This is a genomic window from Paenibacillus sp. sgz302115 (assembly GCF_056120445.1).
The window spans coordinates 99,888-119,456 of sequence record NZ_JBVYOK010000010.1; the positions used below are offsets into that span (position 1 = coordinate 99,888).

Annotated in this window: 13 protein-coding genes, 1 tRNA gene and 1 other annotated feature; of the genes, 7 read left to right on the plus strand and 7 right to left on the minus strand. The window is 51.7% G+C overall.

All coding sequences use genetic code 11. From position 1 onward, the window contains the following. Positions 1–83 precede the first annotated feature (83 nt). Both AC0LWN_RS19125 and AC0LWN_RS19130 read left to right on the plus strand, forming a co-directional pair. The gene (locus tag AC0LWN_RS19125; RefSeq protein ID WP_458966955.1) at positions 84–440 is read left to right on the plus strand and encodes a hypothetical protein; all 357 of its coding nucleotides are present in this window, start codon (positions 84–86) and stop codon (positions 438–440) included. 222 nt (positions 441–662) lie between these two features. Beyond that, positions 663–736: transfer RNA gene (locus AC0LWN_RS19130), tRNA-Arg, on the plus strand. A gap of 751 nt (positions 737–1,487) precedes the next feature. Here AC0LWN_RS19130 and AC0LWN_RS19135 read toward each other — a convergent pair. The 7 genes from AC0LWN_RS19135 to AC0LWN_RS19165 form a co-directional block, all read right to left on the minus strand. After that, positions 1,488–3,365: an arginine--tRNA ligase gene (locus AC0LWN_RS19135; RefSeq protein WP_474668065.1), complete on the minus strand. Its 1,878-nt coding sequence runs from the start codon at positions 3,363–3,365 to the stop codon at positions 1,488–1,490. A gap of 87 nt (positions 3,366–3,452) precedes the next feature. After that, positions 3,453–3,671 (minus strand) — a binding site (T-box leader). A gap of 251 nt (positions 3,672–3,922) precedes the next feature. Beyond that, entirely contained in the window at positions 3,923–4,228 is a 306-nt protein-coding gene (locus AC0LWN_RS19140) for a hypothetical protein (protein WP_458966953.1), read from the minus strand. 106 nt (positions 4,229–4,334) lie between these two features. Continuing rightward, entirely contained in the window at positions 4,335–7,640 is a 3,306-nt protein-coding gene (locus AC0LWN_RS19145; protein ID WP_474668068.1) for a DEAD/DEAH box helicase, read from the minus strand. A 140-nt stretch (positions 7,641–7,780) separates the two neighbouring features. Further along, positions 7,781–11,794 (minus strand): cadherin-like beta sandwich domain-containing protein, encoded by a 4,014-nt coding sequence (locus AC0LWN_RS19150; protein ID WP_474668070.1) that lies wholly within the window; start codon positions 11,792–11,794, stop codon positions 7,781–7,783. A gap of 118 nt (positions 11,795–11,912) precedes the next feature. Continuing rightward, a complete protein-coding gene (locus AC0LWN_RS19155; RefSeq protein WP_474668072.1) occupies positions 11,913–12,617 on the minus strand; it encodes a TetR/AcrR family transcriptional regulator in 705 nt (234 codons plus the stop codon). 58 nt (positions 12,618–12,675) lie between these two features. Beyond that, a complete protein-coding gene (locus tag AC0LWN_RS19160; protein ID WP_474668074.1) occupies positions 12,676–13,713 on the minus strand; it encodes an ABC transporter permease in 1,038 nt (345 codons plus the stop codon). Beyond that, on the minus strand, positions 13,710–14,441 hold the full coding sequence (locus tag AC0LWN_RS19165; RefSeq protein ID WP_474668076.1) for an ABC transporter ATP-binding protein: 732 nt from the start codon (positions 14,439–14,441) through the stop codon (positions 13,710–13,712). The genes AC0LWN_RS19160 and AC0LWN_RS19165 overlap by 4 nt, the downstream gene beginning before the upstream one ends. A 217-nt stretch (positions 14,442–14,658) precedes the next feature. On the opposite strand from AC0LWN_RS19165, the gene AC0LWN_RS19170 reads away from it, so the two are divergent. The 5 genes from AC0LWN_RS19170 to pstA all read left to right on the plus strand — a co-directional run bounded on the left by AC0LWN_RS19170 (position 14,659) and on the right by pstA (position 19,558). Then, positions 14,659–15,105, plus strand: a complete 447-nt coding sequence (locus AC0LWN_RS19170; protein ID WP_474668078.1) for a hypothetical protein — start codon at positions 14,659–14,661, stop codon at positions 15,103–15,105. Between the two features lie 193 nt (positions 15,106–15,298). Further along, entirely contained in the window at positions 15,299–16,717 is a 1,419-nt protein-coding gene (locus tag AC0LWN_RS19175; protein WP_474668080.1) for a stalk domain-containing protein, read from the plus strand. A gap of 63 nt (positions 16,718–16,780) precedes the next feature. After that, positions 16,781–17,644, plus strand: a complete 864-nt coding sequence (locus AC0LWN_RS19180; RefSeq protein WP_458966945.1) for a phosphate ABC transporter substrate-binding protein — start codon at positions 16,781–16,783, stop codon at positions 17,642–17,644. A 94-nt stretch (positions 17,645–17,738) separates the two neighbouring features. Next, complete coding sequence (gene pstC / locus AC0LWN_RS19185) at positions 17,739–18,686, plus strand: phosphate ABC transporter permease subunit PstC (protein WP_474668083.1); 948 nt, start codon at positions 17,739–17,741, stop codon at positions 18,684–18,686. Continuing rightward, positions 18,683–19,558: a phosphate ABC transporter permease PstA gene (pstA, locus tag AC0LWN_RS19190; protein WP_458966943.1), complete on the plus strand. Its 876-nt coding sequence runs from the start codon at positions 18,683–18,685 to the stop codon at positions 19,556–19,558. The genes pstC and pstA overlap by 4 nt, the downstream gene beginning before the upstream one ends. Positions 19,559–19,569: the final 11 nt, after the last annotated feature.

Here is a 19,569-nt window from a genome sequence, read left to right on the forward strand (position 1 = left end):
TATATGCCGAAGGAAGGGATAAAATGTATGTCCTTATCCGAACACTAAGGCAGAAGGAAATTAGCCAGGAGGGATGATAATCCGTGTATTACATTAAAGATGCCAAAATCCGCAGAATGACCGAATATGACGGTGCGCCTTGTGCAGAAGTTGGCGTATTGCCGGGGGCTGTGGGCGATTCCGCACTTTTGGTGTACATTGTGGAGGACCAGCGCGAGGAAGGTTATGAAATTGTGCGCATTCTGACGAATGATGCGGATACGGCAACCGATTGGTTTGATAACAATTTGCATGATGCCTTTCAGGATGTAACAGTCAGTGCATTCACCGGCAGCCCTATCATGAGCCCTGAGGATGAACGTTCCAAGTTCCAGCGTGAGCTGCTTATTTTTGGTGATTTGAAAAAACAGCTGGAGGCACATTTTCACAAGCCGTCTTGAGACTTGGGAATGAGCGGCAGTGATGCTGCTAAATCTGCCTTGGCGGCGGATTAGGGAAAGGGGCGGAATCCTTTTGTGATTCCGCTCCGGGGTTAGTGCTGCCGGAATATGTGATAAAGATTCCATTTTTTTGAGCGAACCCTTGAAAAATTTGCTGAATAAGTTATAATAAATAACGTTGCGTTAATACATATGTAATAAAAGCTTTCCATTTTCACATTTGTCCCGGTAGCTCAGCTGGATAGAGCATGCGCCTTCTAAGCGCACGGTCGGGGGTTCGAATCCCTTCCGGGACGTCACAAGGCAGCCTTCCTTCGGGAAGGCTGTTTGTGCGTCCGGGGGAAGAGAAGCCCTTGGTTCGTTGGAGCATAGGCTTCGTTAGCACCGCTTCGCAATCAGCCCGGACGGGCTGTATCCCTTCCGGGACGTCACAAGGCAGCCTTCCTTCGGGAAGGCTGCCTTGTGCGTTTGGGGGATGCTACAGTTGGAAAAAAGTCACTTAATTCAGCCATATTGCCTAATATCTATGGTTTATGTGGAAAAAGTATAGTTATTTATCTCGAAACTACCCTTCGAGCTGAAATATAGGATAATTAGTTGGAGGAATTCCATCTAGCATCTGCAGATAGGTGGTTTGTCCGAAATTAGTGGGAGAAAATCCACTTAAGGAGCGGGGCCCAGAGTGAGCTGAAGTAGTAAGTTATAGTCCAGTCTCTGAGTGTTAATACCCATCCTTGGAGCAGGCTGATAGCCCCTCCTCGCTCCAACAACAGCATTTATGCCGTTATTTCTGAGCGAACCGTCCAATCCGCTCCAACAACGGTATTTATGCCGTTATTTCATAATGAACCACCCAATCTTGCTCCAACAACGGAGTTTATGCCGTTATTTCATAATGAACCACCCAATCTTGCTCCAACAACGGCATTTCTGCTGTTATTTCAGATCGAACCAGCCTGCCTTACGGTTTTCCTGTTTTAGTTCATTTCGTAAGCGATCACCCTGTGGTTATGGCCGGGTCCGTTGATACAGATCAACGATGCTTACCTACATCCGCTCCGGCTTCGGCAGTCCGAGCACATCGAGAACCTCGCCTAAGGTAGCTTGGAAGCAGAGGGTGAGCCAGAGGCGGAAACGTATGGCATCGTTCTCCCCCTTGAGAATCGGGCAGGCCGAATAAAAGTTGTTGAACAGCGAAGCCAGCGTGTGCGCGTAATTGCAGATAGTATTAGGCGTCAACTCGATGCTCGCTGAATACAAAGTGTCCTGCCAGGCGCTAAGATGCCGCAGCAGGGCATGCTCTGCTTTGTCCAGCTCCATTGGAAATGGGGGAAGCAATTCCGTTCCCTCCACAGGGGATGCTGCTCTACTCTCTGCTTTACTAAGCACACTGCCCGCACGGGCATAAGTGTACAACAGATAGACTCCGGTATTGCCGGAAATTTCTGTGGCCTGCTTGAAATCAAACACGATCTCCGTGCCCAGATTGAAGCGCAGGAGATAATACCGGATCGCGGCGGTGGCGATGAGCCGGCTGGAGAGTCCGCTTTTGTCCGGGCGGGTGGCTTCGATAGTGTTCTCCATAAGCTGGACCAGATCCGTCACTTTGACGCCGATGCCCTGGCGGCCGGACATGGCGTATGAGCTTTTGCCGTCCGAGGTATCAATTCCAAGCTCAGCGGCGGAAGCTGGACTCAGCGAAACCACGCCGTAGCTTACATGATGCAGCTTCTCTGCCTGCGCAGTGTACCCAAGCACCTCCAAAGCCTGCTTCACCATCGCCTGCGGGTATTCCTGTCTGTAGTCGATGACATTGATGACCATGTCCGCTTTTCCAAAAGGCATCTGCGTTCCCGCCAAGCCGGTGGTCCACAACCCCTCATTAAATTCATTGTAGGTGAAATCCTTATCCAGCAGGCCGAATTTCCAGAGATGATAAGCAATGTCCTTGGCGGTATAGGTCAAAATCCCGTTCGAACGCACCAGCACCTTATCCTTCTGATGTTTCTCCGAATCCATCTCCGCTCCTTCTGCGGCCGATTGCTTCAGAATCCAGCAGCCTGCGAGCTTGCCCTCTGCCTCCTGAACAAAGACGGGTGTCTGCTCCAGCAGCGCAAAAGCGGAAGACCAGAAGCCTTCTTTCAGAATATTGCTCTCCCAGACCAGCAGGTCATAGCCGATGCCGAAGCTTCTCATTTCCTCTACATGCTCTCTCACAATCCGTTCAGCGACAAGGCTGCCCAGCCAGGCTGTGTTGCCGTGGCCTTCCTCCAGCGCGTGAAGAATCTCGGTGCGTTTGTGGACCGTCTCCGGCTGCTGCACATATTCCTTGTTGATGGCGGCGTATATATCCCAGCAGTAATCCCCGAACCGGACATGCTCTCCCGAGAGCGGCACATGAAGCAGACCCACCACCGTATCCGCCAGTTGATTGCCCAGATCGTCCACATAGTTATGAACTTCCACGTTAAATCCTGTTTTCCGCAAAATCCTGACCAGTGCATCCCCGATACAGGAGTTTCTCAGATGTCCGATATGCATGGCTTTATTTGGGTTTACGCTGGTATGCTCGATAATGACCTTGTCCCCGCCGGCCGCTGGAAGCTCAAAGGAATGGCCCGCCCAGGCCTGCCAGTTGATGTACATATTAATGAACCCCGGAGGGGCAATCTCGATCCGCTGCAGCATTCCTCCAGCTGTACCCATTTGCTGAAGCTCGTCTGTGATCAGCTCTGCGATAGCCATAGGCGCTTTGCGCAGGATTTTGGCCAATTGCATGGCAATGTTGCTTGAATAATCACCGAAATCGGCATTAGCGGGCTGCTCCAGCGAGATAGTTACTTGAGCTGCGCCGGCAGCGTCAAGACTGCTGAATACGTTATGCACACTTTGTTCCAAATGATTTTTAATGAGTTGACTTAACAAAGAATCCCTCTCCTTCAAGATTGCAGACTGACTAGCCTAACGGAAAAAATACACCGGTCCTGCAAACACAAAAAAGCCCACGTCTCCAAAAGAGACGAGGGCATAAGCGCTCGCGGTACCACTCTCGTTGCCGAACACAGCGGTTCAGCCACCTCACAGGTTAACGGCCTTCAGCCGGGGCTTCCTACTGCAAGTTCAGAAGTCCATCTCCCGGGTGCGCTTCATGATAAGGTCTGTACCGGTTTCCACTCTCCCGGCTCGCTGGGACTAGATCAAGATCACTACTTTCCCGTTCATTGATTGTAAATTGATTTTTTATTAGTATAGCGAATTATTGGAAGAAAGCAATAGCGATGTTGTTAATGGATGGTCAACTATACACAAAGACCGGGGAGTATGGATCAATCCCCAGTTGGTGCAGTGGAAAGATTTTTAATCTCTGTCGAGCCAAAAATAAGCAGGGCAATCACTACCACAAGCATAATCCCCCCGGTAAATTCCTCTCCGTCAAAGCTGTCCATACGAAAAATGCCCTCCCTTTTATGGATTCCTCAGCTTTAAGATTTGTCAGCCTTTTTCTTCAAGGCGCTCATAATCTCATTCAAGGTCAGACTGCTGTTATCATCGAGAAAGCTGACCAGCTTATCAACATTGTTGTTACTTAAATCATTTAATGTTGTATATTTTCCCGTAAGGCCGATGACAAGGGTGGCGTTTGTGAACATCTGGACGGAGTCTACCCGCAGCTTGCCGGACAAGAGGAGCGCAGCTACCGTGAACTCCAGTCCCTTCGGGACTTGTGTTTTTGAGTTTGCCGGTTGTTTCTTTACGCCGTTTTTCTTTCCTTTGCCAGGAGGGGGCATGGAACTCCCTTCTTCCGTAAAACAATCTGTTCATCCTTCATTTTATGCACATTTGGTAGAAATGCTACACAGAGAATAGCCCCTTCCATTTTTAACAGGCAAAGAATCAGAGCATCAGAATCTCCCGGATATCCTGCTCTGTTAAGGTGTTCAAGGCATCCTGTCCTGACTGGGTGACTTCATCAATCAGGTTCTTTTTCTTCTGCTGCAGCTCGTACATCTTGTCTTCTACCGTTCCCTGTGCAACCAGACGAATCACTTGGACTACCTTCTTCTGCCCAATCCGGTGGGCACGGTCAGCCGCTTGCTGTTCGACAGCAGGATTCCACCATAGGTCATAGAGAATCACGGTGTCCGCTCCGGTCAGATTGAGGCCCGTGCCGCCGGCTTTGAGCGAGATCAGGAAAAGATCGCGTTCTCTGTCATTGAAACGGCTGCAGAGCTCGACCCGCTGGGAGGCAGGCGTCTGGCCGTCCAGATAGAAATGCGGAACCCCCTGGAGGCCCAGTTCGCGGCTGATCAGGTGGAGCATTTCGGTAAATTGTGAAAAGACAAGCATTCGTTTGCCGGAGCTGCGGCACTCCTCAATGATCTCCAGCAACTGCTCAAATTTGCCGGAGCTCCCCTTATATCCATCAACAAAAAGCGCAGGATGGCAGCAAAGCTGACGCAGGCGGATAAGCCCGGCGAGCACCTTTAGCCTTCCATTGCCGAACATGTCGCTGTCGAGATGCTTGAGCGCTTCCTTCCGCAGCCTGGCCAGATAGGCGACATACAGCTTTTTTTGTTCCGGCAGCAGCTCCGAGGCCTGCAGCGACTCGATTTTATCCGGCAGCTCCTTGAGTACATCGCTTTTGAGGCGGCGGAGCAGAAACGGCCGTACCCGCTTTGCGATGGTCTCCCGGGGCAGGTCGTGGAAGGCTTTTTTGCCTGGGAACAGCCCGGGGAACACTACGCCGTAAATGGACCACAAATCCTCCAGCGCATTCTCCACCGGTGTGCCGGTAAGTGCGAAGCGGTAGCGTGCTTGCAGCGCTTTTGCCGCTTGAGCGGTCTGGGTGGCATGATTCTTGATCACCTGCGCTTCGTCGAGAATGAGGGTGTGGAACGAGTGCTTGACGTATAGCGCCACATCTCTGCGCAGCAGCGGATAAGAGGTAATAATTACATCGTTTGCTGCCGCATTCCGCAGTGTCCGGGTCCGGACGGTTAAGCTTCCGTCAGCGATGGCTGCTTTGATCTGCGGGGCGAAGCGCTTCAGCTCATTGTGCCAGTTGTAGAGCAGAGAGGCCGGGGCGACAACCAGCGCGGGCAGGCCGCTCCGCCGGATATCTTCAAGCTCGGAGAGCAGAAAAGCGATGCTCTGCAAGGTTTTCCCGAGACCCATATCATCCGCCAAAATACCGCCGAAGCGGTAGCGGGCCAGCGTCTTCAGCCACTGGAAGCCATATTGCTGGTAATCCCGCAGCACAGGAGCCAGCTCTTCCGGCACAGGAAAGTCCAGATTTTCGGGATTCCGCATATTGGCCAGCAGACGGCGGAACGAACGGCCGAGCTTGACGGCATCGGTCTCTCCCCTGCCTGTGTCAGCATTTAGGTGCAGACCATGGACTAAGGGCAGTGAGAATTCCGCGCTTTTCACCTCGCCTATGCCTGCACCAAGCTCATTCATAAGGGCTATAATCTCTTGAAGCTCTGCACTTTCCAGCGGCAGCAGCGCCCCGTCCGGCAGACGGTAGTATTTGCGTTTTTCCTGCAGTGACTTCAGCACGTGCACAATATCCGACTCCGCAATGCCCGCCATGCTGAACTTAAATTCGAGCCAGTCGGTCTTTTCGTTCCAGGTCAGGCTCACTTTGGGCGATGATGTGCCGGTGAATAATCTTTCCTTAACGGCCGTGGTGGCGTAGACCTTCAGCAGCGGCTCCAGCAGCGGAATCGTATGGTACAGGAAATCATATTCCCCTTCCTCGTCACTCATAATATAGCCGCTTTCCGTTCTGGCAAAAGAATCATGCGCCATCAGCTCCAGAATCCGCCGCTCGGCTTCACTGTCCCGCATCAGGATCACTTCATGGCCGCGTTCGCCGGACTTCTCCTCCAGCGGGTTGATCACGATATCGCCATACTGGAATTCCAGCCCGGCCAGCAGCCTGTCCCTTACCCGGTCCAGATACAATCTGGCCTGAAGCTGAGCCTGTACGATTCGGTCAGCAATCGCTTCGGCAATATGCACCTGTCCCAGCTTTTTCAGCCCGGGCATAACTTTCTCCATAAAAGGCTCCATTTGCTCCGGGGCAATGGCAATCCCGCTTTTTCTGGACTCGGCCAGCATCTTCTTCAGCTCGGTGAGACGCTTGCACTCCTGGACCGGCAGCTTCAGCAGCTTGCCTTCGGACAGGATCAGCCCATATTCCTCCAGCACTGTAATCTTCGCCAGTCCCTGAATATCCAGATAGTAGCCATCCCCTTTGGCCTGATCGAACTGAAAGCTCAGTGGAGGGAGATCCGGGATGAGTTGAAGCCCTTCAGTGCTGATCTCGCCATGCTGCAGATGAACGGAAGAGGTCTCGGTGAGCGCAGGGAAGAGGTTGTCCCAGAAAAAAGGCGGAACCGGCAGCAGCCGCTCCCCGCCCATGTTTCCAGCATGAGGCAAGTAGTGGCTGATATTGCTGCGATAGAGCTGTTCATTGAGCAGAATCTCAATCAGCTTCAGCAGCACGGTATTATCTTCTTTTTTGAAGCTGTGCAGGGCCGGGTCGTAGCTGAATTGCCTGGAAAATTCAAAAGGCTCGCCGCGGTGAACGGACTGCAGGAACGCTCTTATTTTCTGGACGACATAGGTGCGTTTGGGGCCGACTTTGATTTCTATCCCGAGCATTTGGCTGCTGAAGTTATAGGTAAACGGTTTGCAGATAAATTCTACCTGTAGAGGCATTCTGTTATCCGAATAGGTTCCCGCACCGCTTGGGCGCTGGCGGATGTTCTCGAACATTCCCAGCATGCTGCTCACAAGCTGACGATCACCAGATACTCCACGTTTCTCAAGTGAAGCGGCGTTCGAATTGCGCGAAGCCGGCGGAGCGCTGGATATTTCGAGTGCTCTGTCCTCTTCGAGATAAAGAATATGCACCAGAGCCGCAGCGATATGTTTGCAAAAAGGTCCGCCGTGGGAGTAAGCGGGGCAAGAACATTCCCCATTAACATCGCCGTCGCTATCTATCGTAAGTGTTACATCGTAGCTCTCAAGCCCATAGACGACAGCCCGGTATTTCGAATATTCCAGGCCATCGTTATTTTCTGTATAGGTCAGGTCAACCTTTCCTGACTTCGAATAAGAGAGGCCCAGGTCCAAAGCTTCCCTTCCGCACAGCAGTTGGATTACCCGTTCCGGCACATAGTATCTCGTCATGTGATCACTTCCTTAAGGCATGTCCTTGCATCCAAATTCTATAGTACCCATAATACCAGAACCATTCAAACCAGGGGTTATGAAAAAGAAAAAGCCATTCCCCATGCAGCTTGGGAAATGGCCGGTACGTAGTCCGGTGCTTATTGCCCGATCAGCCCGGAATTCTGTAGTAATCTGCGAAGCATGACGGCTGCCTCAGCTCTCGTAATATGTGCCTTCGGTGCAAGCATTGTACTACTGCGGCCAGAGACGATGCCTGCCTGCAGGCTGGCGGCGATGCTGTCCACTGCCCATGCTGAAGACTCGCCCGCATCGGCAAAAGAACTAGGCAGCACTCCTGCACTTCCGTCCGTGATCTTCGCTGACAGTCCGGTAAGTGTCATCGCCTCTGCGATCATCTTCATGGCCTCCTCACGAGTGATGATTCCACTTGGCCGGAAGGTACCGTCCTCGAACCCGCTGATCAGATGGTACGTGTAAGCGGTGTGAACCGCTCCGTTGTACCAATCAGTGCTACTCACATCCGTGAATGGAGAGGCTCCAGTTACAGGCTTAAGGCCAAGCCCACGGACGAGAATCGCTGCAAATTCGCTGCGGGTAATCTCCTGATCGGGCAGGTAGAGACCGTCTTCGCTGCCGCCAATAATCATTCTTGCGCCCAAGTCATTCACAGCGTCTTTTGCCCAATGTCCGGCAACATCCTTGAATTGGAGCGGATGTGAGACTACGGCATACGTACTGTTTGTTAGGCTGCTGATGATCGCAGTATAGACGCCGCCGTTCATCACAAATGCGGTAGGAACATGACGCACAGTTCCATCCGCGTCAATCACCACACCGGTAGCACTGCCCGGAACGGTTCCGGCAGGGAGGGCAATCGTCCGCTTCACATAAGCGCTGAAGCTGGACAATTCATTTGCTGCATTACCACGAATGATATTTACTGAGAAATCGAGTGGTGCGGCGAGGAAGGAGAACTTCCCTTTTGATGCTGCAGCCTGGGCTATGCTTAATCGGTCCCCATCCGGGGCGGCAATTACAATCTGCAGGGTCACATCTGCTGCAGCAGCACTCTCTCCAAGCTGATTGGCTATCGCAGTCCAACTGATCTGCTGAACAGGAATGCTGTAGGTCGCCTTGTCAGTTTGAATCGAGAGAGTCGCTTGATTCTGCTGCAAATCCTGAAGCAGTTGGCCGTTTAGCTCTACGGTCTGAATGTCCGACATACTGTTAAAATTAATAGAAACCACGGCTCCTGGTGCCTGCGCAGCCAGTATTCCGTTAAGTCTGCTCTGATCGAGCGTCAGGGTGATGCGCTTTAGGTTATTCAACAGGCGGGTAGACGCGCTGCCTGCTTCGGCGGCTTTGCCATTGACAAACACGGTAACCTCTTTCGCAGGCGTCTCCGCTGACGGTGCTGCTGGTGTCGCCGGGCCTCCATTTCCGTTACTTGGAGCTTGCGGCGTCACCGGATTGGGCAGCCCGGATACCGGACCACGACCTGCTCCGTTAATGGCTCGTACGTTGAAGGTATAGGCTGTTCCGTTCACCAATCCTGTTATTGTAATCGGGCTTGAGGGGCCGGCTGTGACGATATTGCCGGGGGAAGCTATAACCTCATAAGAGGTGACAGCACTTCCGCCGTTATCCGCAGGAGCTGTGAAAGTTATCGTCACTTGACCGTCTCCCGGCGTAGCGCTGACAGCAGATGGGGCAGACGGTACGGTTCTTGGCGTGGCGCTGGCTTCATTGGAAGCTGCGCTGTCGCCTCCGGCGTTAATGGCCTTAACGACGAAATAATAGGTGGTTCCGTTGACCAGTCCTGCAGAATCGTAGCTGTAGACTGAGCCGGTGACCGTTCCGGCGGCTTTATCGTAATTACCTGGCACCGTGCTCTGGTAGATGGTGTATGCCGAGGCGCCAGCAACCGGCTTCCAGCCCAAGCTAACCTGTCTATCTCCCGGTGCAGCAGACTGCACGAACGGCGCACCTGGCGCAGACACCTGTGGTGTGGCGCTGACTTCATTGGAAGCTGCGCTGTTGCCTCCAGCGTTAACGGCCTTGACGACGAAATAATACGTTGTTCCGTTCGTCAAGCCTGTGGCGTCATAGCTGTATACCGTTCCGGTAACACTGGAAGCCGCTGTTTTGTAATCGCTGGATGCCGTGCTCTGGTAAATATCATATCCGGTCGCTCCGCCGACTATATCCCAGACCAGATGCACCTGACCGTCCCCTGCCGTGACCGATTGGATCACGGGCGCGCTGCCCGGCGCAGGCATCTGCGGCGTGGCGCTGACTTCATTGGACGCTGCACTGACGCCTCCAGCATTAACGGCCTTGACGACGAAATAGTACGTCGTCCCGTTGGTCAGGCCGGCTGCCGAATAGCTGTCGGCACCCGCGCCCAAGGTTGCCAGTGCGGTTCCGTACGTCCCCGGAACCGTACTGGCATACACCGTGTACCCGGTAGCGCCGCTGACCGGTGTCCACGCAAGGGTGGCCGCCGCATCCCCGGCGGCCTTAACCACCAGCACCGTAGGCGTTGTATCCTTTACGGCTACACTGAATCTAGGATGGCTTCCCGCATCCGTCACCAGCTCGAATTCATATTCACCTACCGCAAGGGTGGATAAATATTCCTTTGTGATGGTTAAGGTGCTCCCGGAAACCGTGTAAGCGGTATTGTCCAGAGTTTTGGTGCCCAGCATAAGACCGGTCAGCAGGTTGCCGTTCAGACTCAGCTCTGCTGTGACATCCCGGTAATGGCCTGCTGTGGTATTGGAAGTATACTTGTCAAATGTACTAGAGGCTGGGGAGAGTGTACTATCCTGTACTCTTCTCATAGTAATTGTGTACAGTTTGGAGTAGCTTTTGTCCTCGGCCAGTACTTTAATAGTGATTGTGTTTCTGCCCACCAGGAGTGGTACTTCTACACCCTGTCCGGGAGTCACCGCTGTATAGCTGCCGTTATTAGCTTTGATCTGTGCCGAAGCGGAGGGGTCCGACAACGCTAAAGTTACTGTTAGAGTATCCGTATCATAGCTTGCATCATTCATCGTATAAGTCAGCAGGCTGCCGGTAAACACCTCATTCAGAGCACCCGGAGCGACATCCAGATTCGAGAGGTTGGTATTGCTGCTCTGGCGGTGTACAGTGATTTGATATGTTTTTACAGTGAGCCCATCCTGGGCGGTTACTTTGACATCAATCGTATTGTCTCCCGCCTGGAGCGCCAGCGGAATGCTCAAAGCGCCGCTGACCACAGGAGTATAAGCTCCTCCGTTAACACGTACAGCAACGGTTGCTGTAGAGTCAGACAACACAGGAGTTACACTAATCGTATCATCAGTAAAACCAACGTCCTGCAAGCTATAATCAGTCACGCCGGATTGAAAAGCCGGGGTCAGGCTGTTCCCGGAAACCGACAAAGCGCTTAGATTCGCATTGGTGGAAGGGGCAGCCCGGTTGACCGTAAGCGAATAGGTTTTGGTGGTGGTGGAGTCCTGCGACCGGGTCTCGACCTCAATTGAATTGCTTCCAACACTCAGCGGGAGAAGAGGAGATGAAACACCGCTTTGGGCAGCTTGTCCGGCAATTTTCACAGTAGCGGCAGGGTCATCCAATATGGCGTTTACACTCACGCTGCTGCTCGTAAAGGGAACATTTACTGTGTAGTTTAATGTGGAGGATTGAAAGGCAGGACTCAAATTGCCCGTGCTTAAGCTTAAGCCGCGCAGATCTGAATCATTCGTGTGTGGATAATTGATATGAATCGTGTATATTCTGCTTGTTGTTCCATCGGTTGAAGTGACTTTGATTCGAAATGTATTATCTCCGCGATTGGTTGGGAGATAGCCGGTCGATGTCCAATAGGCCAAGGGGCTCCATGAACTGCCATTTATCGAATACTCCATTGCCGCATCAACGTTTGCAGAAGCAGCGGCAGTGTAATAACCGGGCTCAGAGCTGCGCATCGTTACCTGATAATCCGTAATCTCCGGGCTGAACGCAGGCGAAAGGTTACCTGCCCCTTGGAAAATTAAGCTGAGCGCAGCGTCTGAATTGGAAACATATGCCTTGGCAATCCAGGGTTGGACCATGAAAAGCAGTGAAGCGGCAAGACATACCGCCACAAGTCTGAATAATCGCATCAAAAACCCTCCATATGTATAAATGATAAAATATTGCTGTGATTTTTATCATTATATCATAGGGGATATTCGATAGAATTGGTTTTTAACAAAATTTTCTGTGAGTTCCACGCCGTCCTCAGTCCTGCTCAACCTTCCGCTGCAAGGCCGGCCCGCCGATTCCGTGAAGCATGAAGGAGAGCAGCAGCTCGATTTCTTCCTCGTCATTCCAATCCTTCTCCGGCTGGAACAGGAACCGTGCCATTAGATAGCCTATCACTGACGAAATGGTAAAGCGTATGATAGCGGGCGTAGGCGCATCAGTGATCTCGCCCTTTTCCTTGAAATGTCCGATAATGCCGACCATACGCTCCATAATCTGCCCCCCCACATTCTCAAGGAATTGCTCGCGCAGCGCTGGCTGAAACGGGATTTCCTGCATGAGAATTCTGAGGATTTTGATGTGCTTGCGGGCAAACTCCAGGCGGTTAATCATTAAAGCGCGTAAAAAGGCCTCATAGCTGTCAAACGGAGCATCCAGCACGCCGCTGAAATTGCGCAGCACGAAGGGAGCGATCATTTTGGTCATCATCGGTCCGACAATCGACAGCAGCAGATCTTTTTTCGTCTTGTAGTACCGGAATATCGTTCCCTCAGCAACTCCGGCCTTCTGGGCGATCTCACTGGTGGCCGCAGCGGAATATCCCTTCTCGGAAAAGACTTCAATCGCCGCTTGCACAATGGCGAGCTGCTTGGGCGTTATTTTCTCCTCTTGGCTGATGGCCAGCAGATCTTTGATCCATTGCTCTTCATCCTGAGGGTCCGCTGTATTGTTATTCTCCATCACATAAATCCTCCCAAATCTTTGCATTCACTGTATTCTATCACAGGAAGTCGGAAGTTTACATTTTGCGGTGCTTGCGCAGGGCCAGCACATTGAGCACCATGAACAGCAGGGAGAAGCCGATCAGGGCATAGATATCCAGCGCGATGGAGCTCCAGCCTTTGCCGCGGATCATGATATTCATCAGCGCTTCCGAGCCATAATAGATCGGCGTTGCGAGCCCAATCCGCTGCAGCCACAGGGGAAGAGTATCCAGCGGGAACAATCCGCTCAGGAAGATCTGCGGCACTATGACCAGCGGAATGAATTGGATCATTTGCAGCTCATTGGCGGCAAAAGCCGAGAGCAGCGTGCCCAGCGTCAGCGCCGACATCGACAGCAGCAGCGTTAAGAGCAGCACATAGCCGAAGCTTCCGGCCATCATAATGCCAAGCACCTGGATGGAGAACCAGGAGATTAATAGCGCCTGGAACACGGTGAATATCCCGAAGCCGCAGACATAGCCGATGACAATTTCCCAGCGCTTAAGCGGAGTGGAGAGCAGGCGCTCCAGTGTTCCGGTCGTCCGCTCCCGCAGAAAAGAGACACCGGCGATAAGGAAGACGAAGAAAAAGACAAATACGCCGATCATAATCGGACCGAAGCGGTCGATGGTCTTCATGTCTTCAGCGCCGTATAAATAGCTGATCTGCGGCTGAAGGGTTTCTTGCCCGCCAACTGAGGGCTTCAGACTCTGCAGCGCTTCCTGCAGGGCCAGCATCACTGCACGGTTAGCGGTAGGGTTGCTGCCTTCCAGCAGCACTTTAGGGGTTTTGTCTTCAATAGAAATGAAGGCATCAAGCTTGCCATCTGTCAGCGCGGCATTGCCTTGCTCCACCGATGCATACTCTGTAACAGTAGCGTTCTGCGCTTCAAGCGCACCTCTGAACGGAGCGGCTTCGGCGGACAGGCCGATCTTCGGCTCATATGCATTGCCGTTAAAGACCAGGCTCATCAGGCTAAGCACCAGCAGGGGGGCGATGAACATCAGCGCCATCGTTCTTTTATCATGAATGAATTGCTGCAGGATTCGCAGGGTGATCGCACGTACTCTCATCGCCGGATACCTCCATAATATAGAAAAGCTTCCTCAACTGTAGCTGAGCCTGTATTAGCCAGCAGTCCTGCCGGAGTGTCAACTGCCAGAAGTTGCCCATCACGGATCATAGCCAGCCGGTCGCATTTTTCGGCTTCATCCATGACGTGGGTAGTGAGCACGATGGTTGTGCCTTTCCCGTTAAGTGCCCTCAGTTCTTTCCAGATGGACTGGCGCAGCACCGGATCAATGCCGACTGTAGGCTCATCAAGAATCAGCAGCGGCGGCTCATGCAGCAGGGCGATGGCCAGCGACAAACGGCGTTTCATCCCCCCGGAATATTGATCCACCCGTTTATGCAAATGCTCCTGCAGGTTAACGATTTCCATCACATCGGCAATTCGGCGGGTGCGGTTCCCGCCTTTTAATCCGTAGAGGGCAGCGAAGAACTCCAGATTTTCTTTTGCGCTCAGCTCCGTATACAGAGCATCAGATTGCGCCATGTAGCCGATTTGGTTCAGCAGCGCTAAACGGGGCATTTTGACACCAAGCACATGCACCTCGCCTGAGGACACCTCGTCGATACCGATCAGCAGCTTCACCAGTGTGGTTTTGCCGGAACCGGAAGGGCCGAGAATGCCGAAAGTTTCCGCTTGCTCAACCTGGAGTGAAATATCCTTCAGCACCTCTTTATTGCCAAAAGCTCTGCCGACATGGTTTACAGTGATAACATCATTTCCCTGATTCATATTAATCTCCTCCATTCCACGAATATGAACATGAGTGAGTACTCACTCATTATTGTAGATGAATCTGTGGTAAATGTAAATTTCTTTTTTTGAATAAGCTTGTGCAGAAATTGCTTTTCAAATTTTAATTAATCAGGTTTTCTCTGGTGGAAATTATGGGTAACTATGGGTATGAATGCAGCTTGGATGATTTCACCTTAATCTGGAGGAGGTTTCGATGATGGCTGAGAAGAAGCTTGCTCTTCCCCTGCTCATGCTCTTGACTGCGGCGGGGCTAAGCGCATGCAGCGGCTCCGGCGGTGAAGCGGGAGCGGGACATTTCCGCACATTAGCCCAGGAGAGCGTGGACAAATCGCAATATCTTCCCGGGGATTTGCCGATTCCGGCGGGTGCTGGCATTACCTTTACAGAAGGCGAGCTTGTGGGTGGAAAGAAATCCTCCATGCTGGTCTACGAGACTGAGGAGAGCATGGCTGAACTTGGAACTACCTATCAGAAGTATGTAGACTACAAGAAGCTGCAGCGCGGAACCCAGATTGTAGACCGGAATAATATCATCATTAACGGCAAAGTCGCGGGCGCCTATTCTTATTCCATTATTGGCAGCAATTCAGCCTCGAAACCCGGCGGCGCCGAGATTATCGTTACTTGGATTGTAAATTAACAATTAAACCCAGTTTGTTGAACGACAATTAAATTTGTATCAGTGTGCAGAAGCGGCTCATTGTCCTGGTAATGGATGATAAGCCGCTTCTTTTTACATAGTTAATATTTCCATAACATTCCTCTCGAACAGATTTGACATTCGTAGATGAAAATAACATTAGCAGTTACCTATAGGAAAAGGGTGAATCTAATTGAGAAATAGTAAATGGTTCAGCGCGGCTTTGGCTTCAGCACTTCTGGTAACAGGGGGCGCAGGAAGTATTTTGGCAACAAGCACGAGCGCTAGCGCTGCCGCAGTCAAGACCGTAGCGGTCAAGGAAGGCAGCACTACTTGGACTGTGAACGGAACTTCAGTTACTCTCAGCACAATTAACAGCGGCGGTTACAAGCTGTATTCGTTAAGCCAGGTGGCCGGAGAGCTTGGCGCCAAATTGATTCTGAGCAGTAACGGTTTTGAGCTGAATGACAGCAAAGGGCTACATAATGTACAAATTAAAACGGGTGCAAAAAGCTATCAAGTTGATGGTGCAGCACAGCAATTTACTGTTGCTCCTGTAAGTCATAATGGCAAAGTCTATGTAGAGCTGACTAAGCTGGTTCTTGCGCTTGGCGGCGAATTGCAGGCAGATGATCAAACTATTATGAGCTTTGCCCGTCCGGAAGGCCTGTTTGACACCCTGCACTGGAACGCTAACGGAAATGTGATCGCGAACAAAAGCGATTCCGATACTGCCCAGCTCATCAAATTCAGCGAATATCCGGGCGACTATGAAGTATTCTCTTCGAACGAAAGCGCACTTGATTTCGCCGTTTCCGCTGACCAGAAGTGGGGCGCATTCTCAGATGAGACAGGCCAGCTGAAGCTGATTAACCTTGCCAGTGGAGCGATTTCCTCTCTGGGTACGGATACCAGCGTGAAGACGGACCTGGTCTGGTCTGAAGACGGCAAAACGATTTATTTCATCCAAGGCGACAAGCAGGAAAAAATCGCTCAAGCTTCCGTAGAGACGGGTGCAGTAAAAACCGTGCTTGAAGACAAGGTGGAAAATAAATCGGAGCTGCGCATTTCTCCTGATGGTAAAAATGCCGTGTACATCGTTAACGTAACCGGCGTAGCCAAGAATGATGCAGACAGCACTGAAGATTCACTTTCCGTAGACTACAGCAAAGCCGGAGAACAATTGTACAAGCTGGATCTCGCCACTAAGGATGCGAAGCCTGTAGCTCTGACTACAGAACTGGACAACAAGCTTTATCCTGAAATTCTTGCAAATGGCAACGTGGTTTACTTGAGCGCAGATCCTGATGGCAATGCAGCCAACACCCTGAAATCCATTGGGGCTGACGGCAAAATCTCCAACATCAATCTCGATGTTGAAGCTTTATGGGCTGAAGGTACAACCGCTGGCCTGATCGTATCCGGTGCGGCAGCAGATGGAAGCACAACGATCTATTCGATTAATGCTAACGGGGATAAAACCCAACTGTTCCATACCACTGAAGATGTATCGGAAGTATCCGCATCGCATGACGGCAGCAAGCTGGCTATTGTCAGTGACGGCAAAGTGCTCTTGATTCAGGGCGGCAAAGCCGTACAGCTCTCTAAATAAGCAAGGCGACAAGGCATCATCCACATAATATAACGGCGAAACCGCCGAGAGGAGAAATTATTCATGAAGCTTTTCAAAAAATTCACAGTTACAGCGTTGACTGCAGTTATCGCAGTTACCGCATCTTTTGCAGGAATTGCGGCAGCAGCCGATTCACTCAAAGGTAAAATCACAGTTAACGGCTCTACGGCGCTGCTTCCGTTGACGCTTCAAGCCGCTAAGGAATTCCAGAAACTTCACCCTAAAGTGAAAATCGCCGCTTCCGGTAAAGGCTCCGTAACTGGACCGCAAGCCGTGAAGAAGGGTATTGCCGATATCGGCGCTTGCGACTGGGATGCCAGCATTGACGTTCCGGGCTTCAAAGCCTTTGACGGACAAGTAGCCAACAAAGTAGCAGTTATTCCTTTTGCTACTATTGTTAACAAAAACGTAGGTGTAGACAACCTGACTACCGATCAATTGAAAGGCATTTTCTCCGGTAAAATCACGAACTGGAAAGAAGTTGGCGGTTCGGATGCCGATATTATCGTAATCACCCGTGCTTTCGGTTCCGGTACCCGCGTTAACTATCAGGCTAAGGCTCTGGCTGGCGGAGATATCGTTAAGAAAGAAAAGAACTACAAAGAAGCTGGTTCCAGCGGTGACATGAAGACTGCCGTTGCTACTACACCTAACTCCATCGGCTACATCGACCTTGTCTATGTAACTGGCGGCGACATCAAAGCCGTGAAATTCAACGGCGTTGAAGCTAGCACTGAGAATGTAATCAACGGTTCCTATAAGATTTGGGCTTACGGCTACTACATGACCAAAGGTCAGCCTACTGGCGCAACCAAAGCATTCATTGATTATGTACAAAGCAAAAAGTTCCAACAAGGTTCCCTGAAAAAGCTTAAATTTATCCCAATCGCAGCAATGAAGGGCTAACCCCAAATCTTAAGTCAGATTGAATGTATATTGAACGGCAACAGCGGCCAGCTCCGTATTTCAACGGGGGTGGCCGCTTATTAGGAGGGAAAGTATGGGGGTACCGGTCCACAACCTGGCATCAAGTGCACAAAAGAGCCTCGCGGAGGGCGGCGTAAGCGCCAAACGCCACAGAAGGCATCTGTTCAGTAACGTAATATCCCGTTATTATTTTCTATTTAGTATCCTGGCGCTTTGTGTAGTGCTTGGACTTGTTATTGTATTCATCGGCAAAACGGCGCTGCTTCTGTTCGCGAACATCTCGCCGCTGGACTTCTTTTTCTCGTTCAACTGGTCGCCGGAAGAGGATGCCTTTGGAGCTGCTGCCTTTATTGTAAATACATTATCACTGACAGCTTTGACGCTGATCATTGCTGTGCCTATTTCGGTAGGAATGGCCGTGCTTTGTGCGGAGATCGCTCCGAAATGGATGAAGAGCTTTATCCGGCCGGTGCTCGATTTGCTGGTTGGTATTCCTTCCATAGTATATGGCTACCTCGGCTTGACCGTACTGCTGCCGTTTCTGCGCAGAGTAAGCGGTGAGGGTCTGGGAGACGGACTGCTTGCTGCAGCCCTCGTGCTGGCGCTGATGGTGCTGCCGACCATTTGCCGGATCAGCGATGATGCCATCGTTGCTGTTCCGCGTAAATACCGCGATGCCGCTTATGCGCTTGGCTCCACCCGTCTGCAGGTAATTATGCGTGTTGTACTGCCTGCAGCCAGCAGAGGGATCATCTCTGCGGTTATTCTCGGTATGACCCGTGCAATCGGTGAGACGATGGCTGTTGTTATGGTTATCGGTAACACCCCGCAGCTCGCAAAAACGCTGTTCACTCCGTCTTCGGTGCTGACCAGTAACATCGTCATGCAAATCTCCAACGTGGAATTTGATTCCACCTGGAACTATGCGCTGCATATGATGGCCTTCCTGCTGCTGCTTATCTCGTTTGTGCTGATTCTGATCATCCGTGTGCTGGGCCGGAAAAGGAGAGATGCGGCATGAATTTCACACGTACACGCCAAAGTGCTCGCTCGCAGCGCAATAATAAAATAGCCACCTTTGCCTTTTATACACTCGGCGCACTCGTCATGCTGCTGATTTTCTGGCTGCTCTATTCCATTCTGAGCAAAGGCCTGCCTTCACTCAGACCGGACTTTCTGATCAAGCAGCCGGAAGAAATTGATGCCGGAGGCGGAATTGGTCCGGTGCTCTTCAACTCCTTCTATATTCTGTTCATCTCGCTGGTGATCTCCATTCCTATCGGGATTGGGGCGGGCATCTATATGGCAGAATATGCGCCGGATAACCGTTTTACCGCTACGCTGCGCATCTGTGTGGAGTCGCTGTCCTCAGTCCCTTCCATTGTGTTCGGGCTGCTGGGTCTTGCGATCTTCGCTGAATATTTCGATATCGGCCTGACGATTCTTGGCGGGGGTGTCAGCCTGGCACTGCTCAACCTGCCGATGCTGGCCCGGGTCACAGAGGAAGCCATCCGCGCCGTTCCCGGTGATATCCGCGAAGCCGGCTATGCGCTTGGCATGACCAAATTCCATGTCATCCGCAAGGTCGTGCTGCCGGTAGCCATGCCGGCTATCGTAACAGGCGTCTGCCTCGTGGCCGGACGCGCCTTCGGGGAGTCGGCGGTTATTATCCTGACCGCAGGCCTCAGCACCTCCGGAGAGATGTGGGACTTCAACCTGTTCTCGCCGGGCGAGACGCTGGCTGTGCATCTCTGGTACGTGCAATCCGAGGCTATCGTCGAAGATGCACGGCAGATCGCCGACAGATCTGCAGCCGTGCTTGTCTTTGTGGTGCTGCTGATCAATTTCATCTTCCGCTTCCCGCTGTGGCTGGGACGCCGCCGGGGACGCTGAACGATGAAGGG

Bases quoted from the DNA above. Each gene is read 5' to 3' on its own strand.
- AC0LWN_RS19180 (WP_458966945.1), top strand. From the start codon at position 16,781: ATGAAGCTTTTCAAAAAATTCACAGTTACAGCGTTGACTGCAGTTATC.
- AC0LWN_RS19150 (WP_474668070.1), bottom strand. From the start codon at position 11,794: ATGCGATTATTCAGACTTGTGGCGGTATGTCTTGCCGCTTCACTGCTT.
- AC0LWN_RS19160 (WP_474668074.1), bottom strand. From the start codon at position 13,713: ATGAGAGTACGTGCGATCACCCTGCGAATCCTGCAGCAATTCATTCAT.
- AC0LWN_RS19145 (WP_474668068.1), bottom strand. From the start codon at position 7,640: ATGACGAGATACTATGTGCCGGAACGGGTAATCCAACTGCTGTGCGGA.
- AC0LWN_RS19165 (WP_474668076.1), bottom strand. From the start codon at position 14,441: ATGAATCAGGGAAATGATGTTATCACTGTAAACCATGTCGGCAGAGCT.
- AC0LWN_RS19140 (WP_458966953.1), bottom strand. From the start codon at position 4,228: ATGCCCCCTCCTGGCAAAGGAAAGAAAAACGGCGTAAAGAAACAACCG.
- AC0LWN_RS19155 (WP_474668072.1), bottom strand. From the start codon at position 12,617: ATGGAGAATAACAATACAGCGGACCCTCAGGATGAAGAGCAATGGATC.
- pstC (WP_474668083.1), top strand. From the start codon at position 17,739: ATGGGGGTACCGGTCCACAACCTGGCATCAAGTGCACAAAAGAGCCTC.
- pstA (WP_458966943.1), top strand. From the start codon at position 18,683: ATGAATTTCACACGTACACGCCAAAGTGCTCGCTCGCAGCGCAATAAT.
- AC0LWN_RS19170 (WP_474668078.1), top strand. From the start codon at position 14,659: ATGATGGCTGAGAAGAAGCTTGCTCTTCCCCTGCTCATGCTCTTGACT.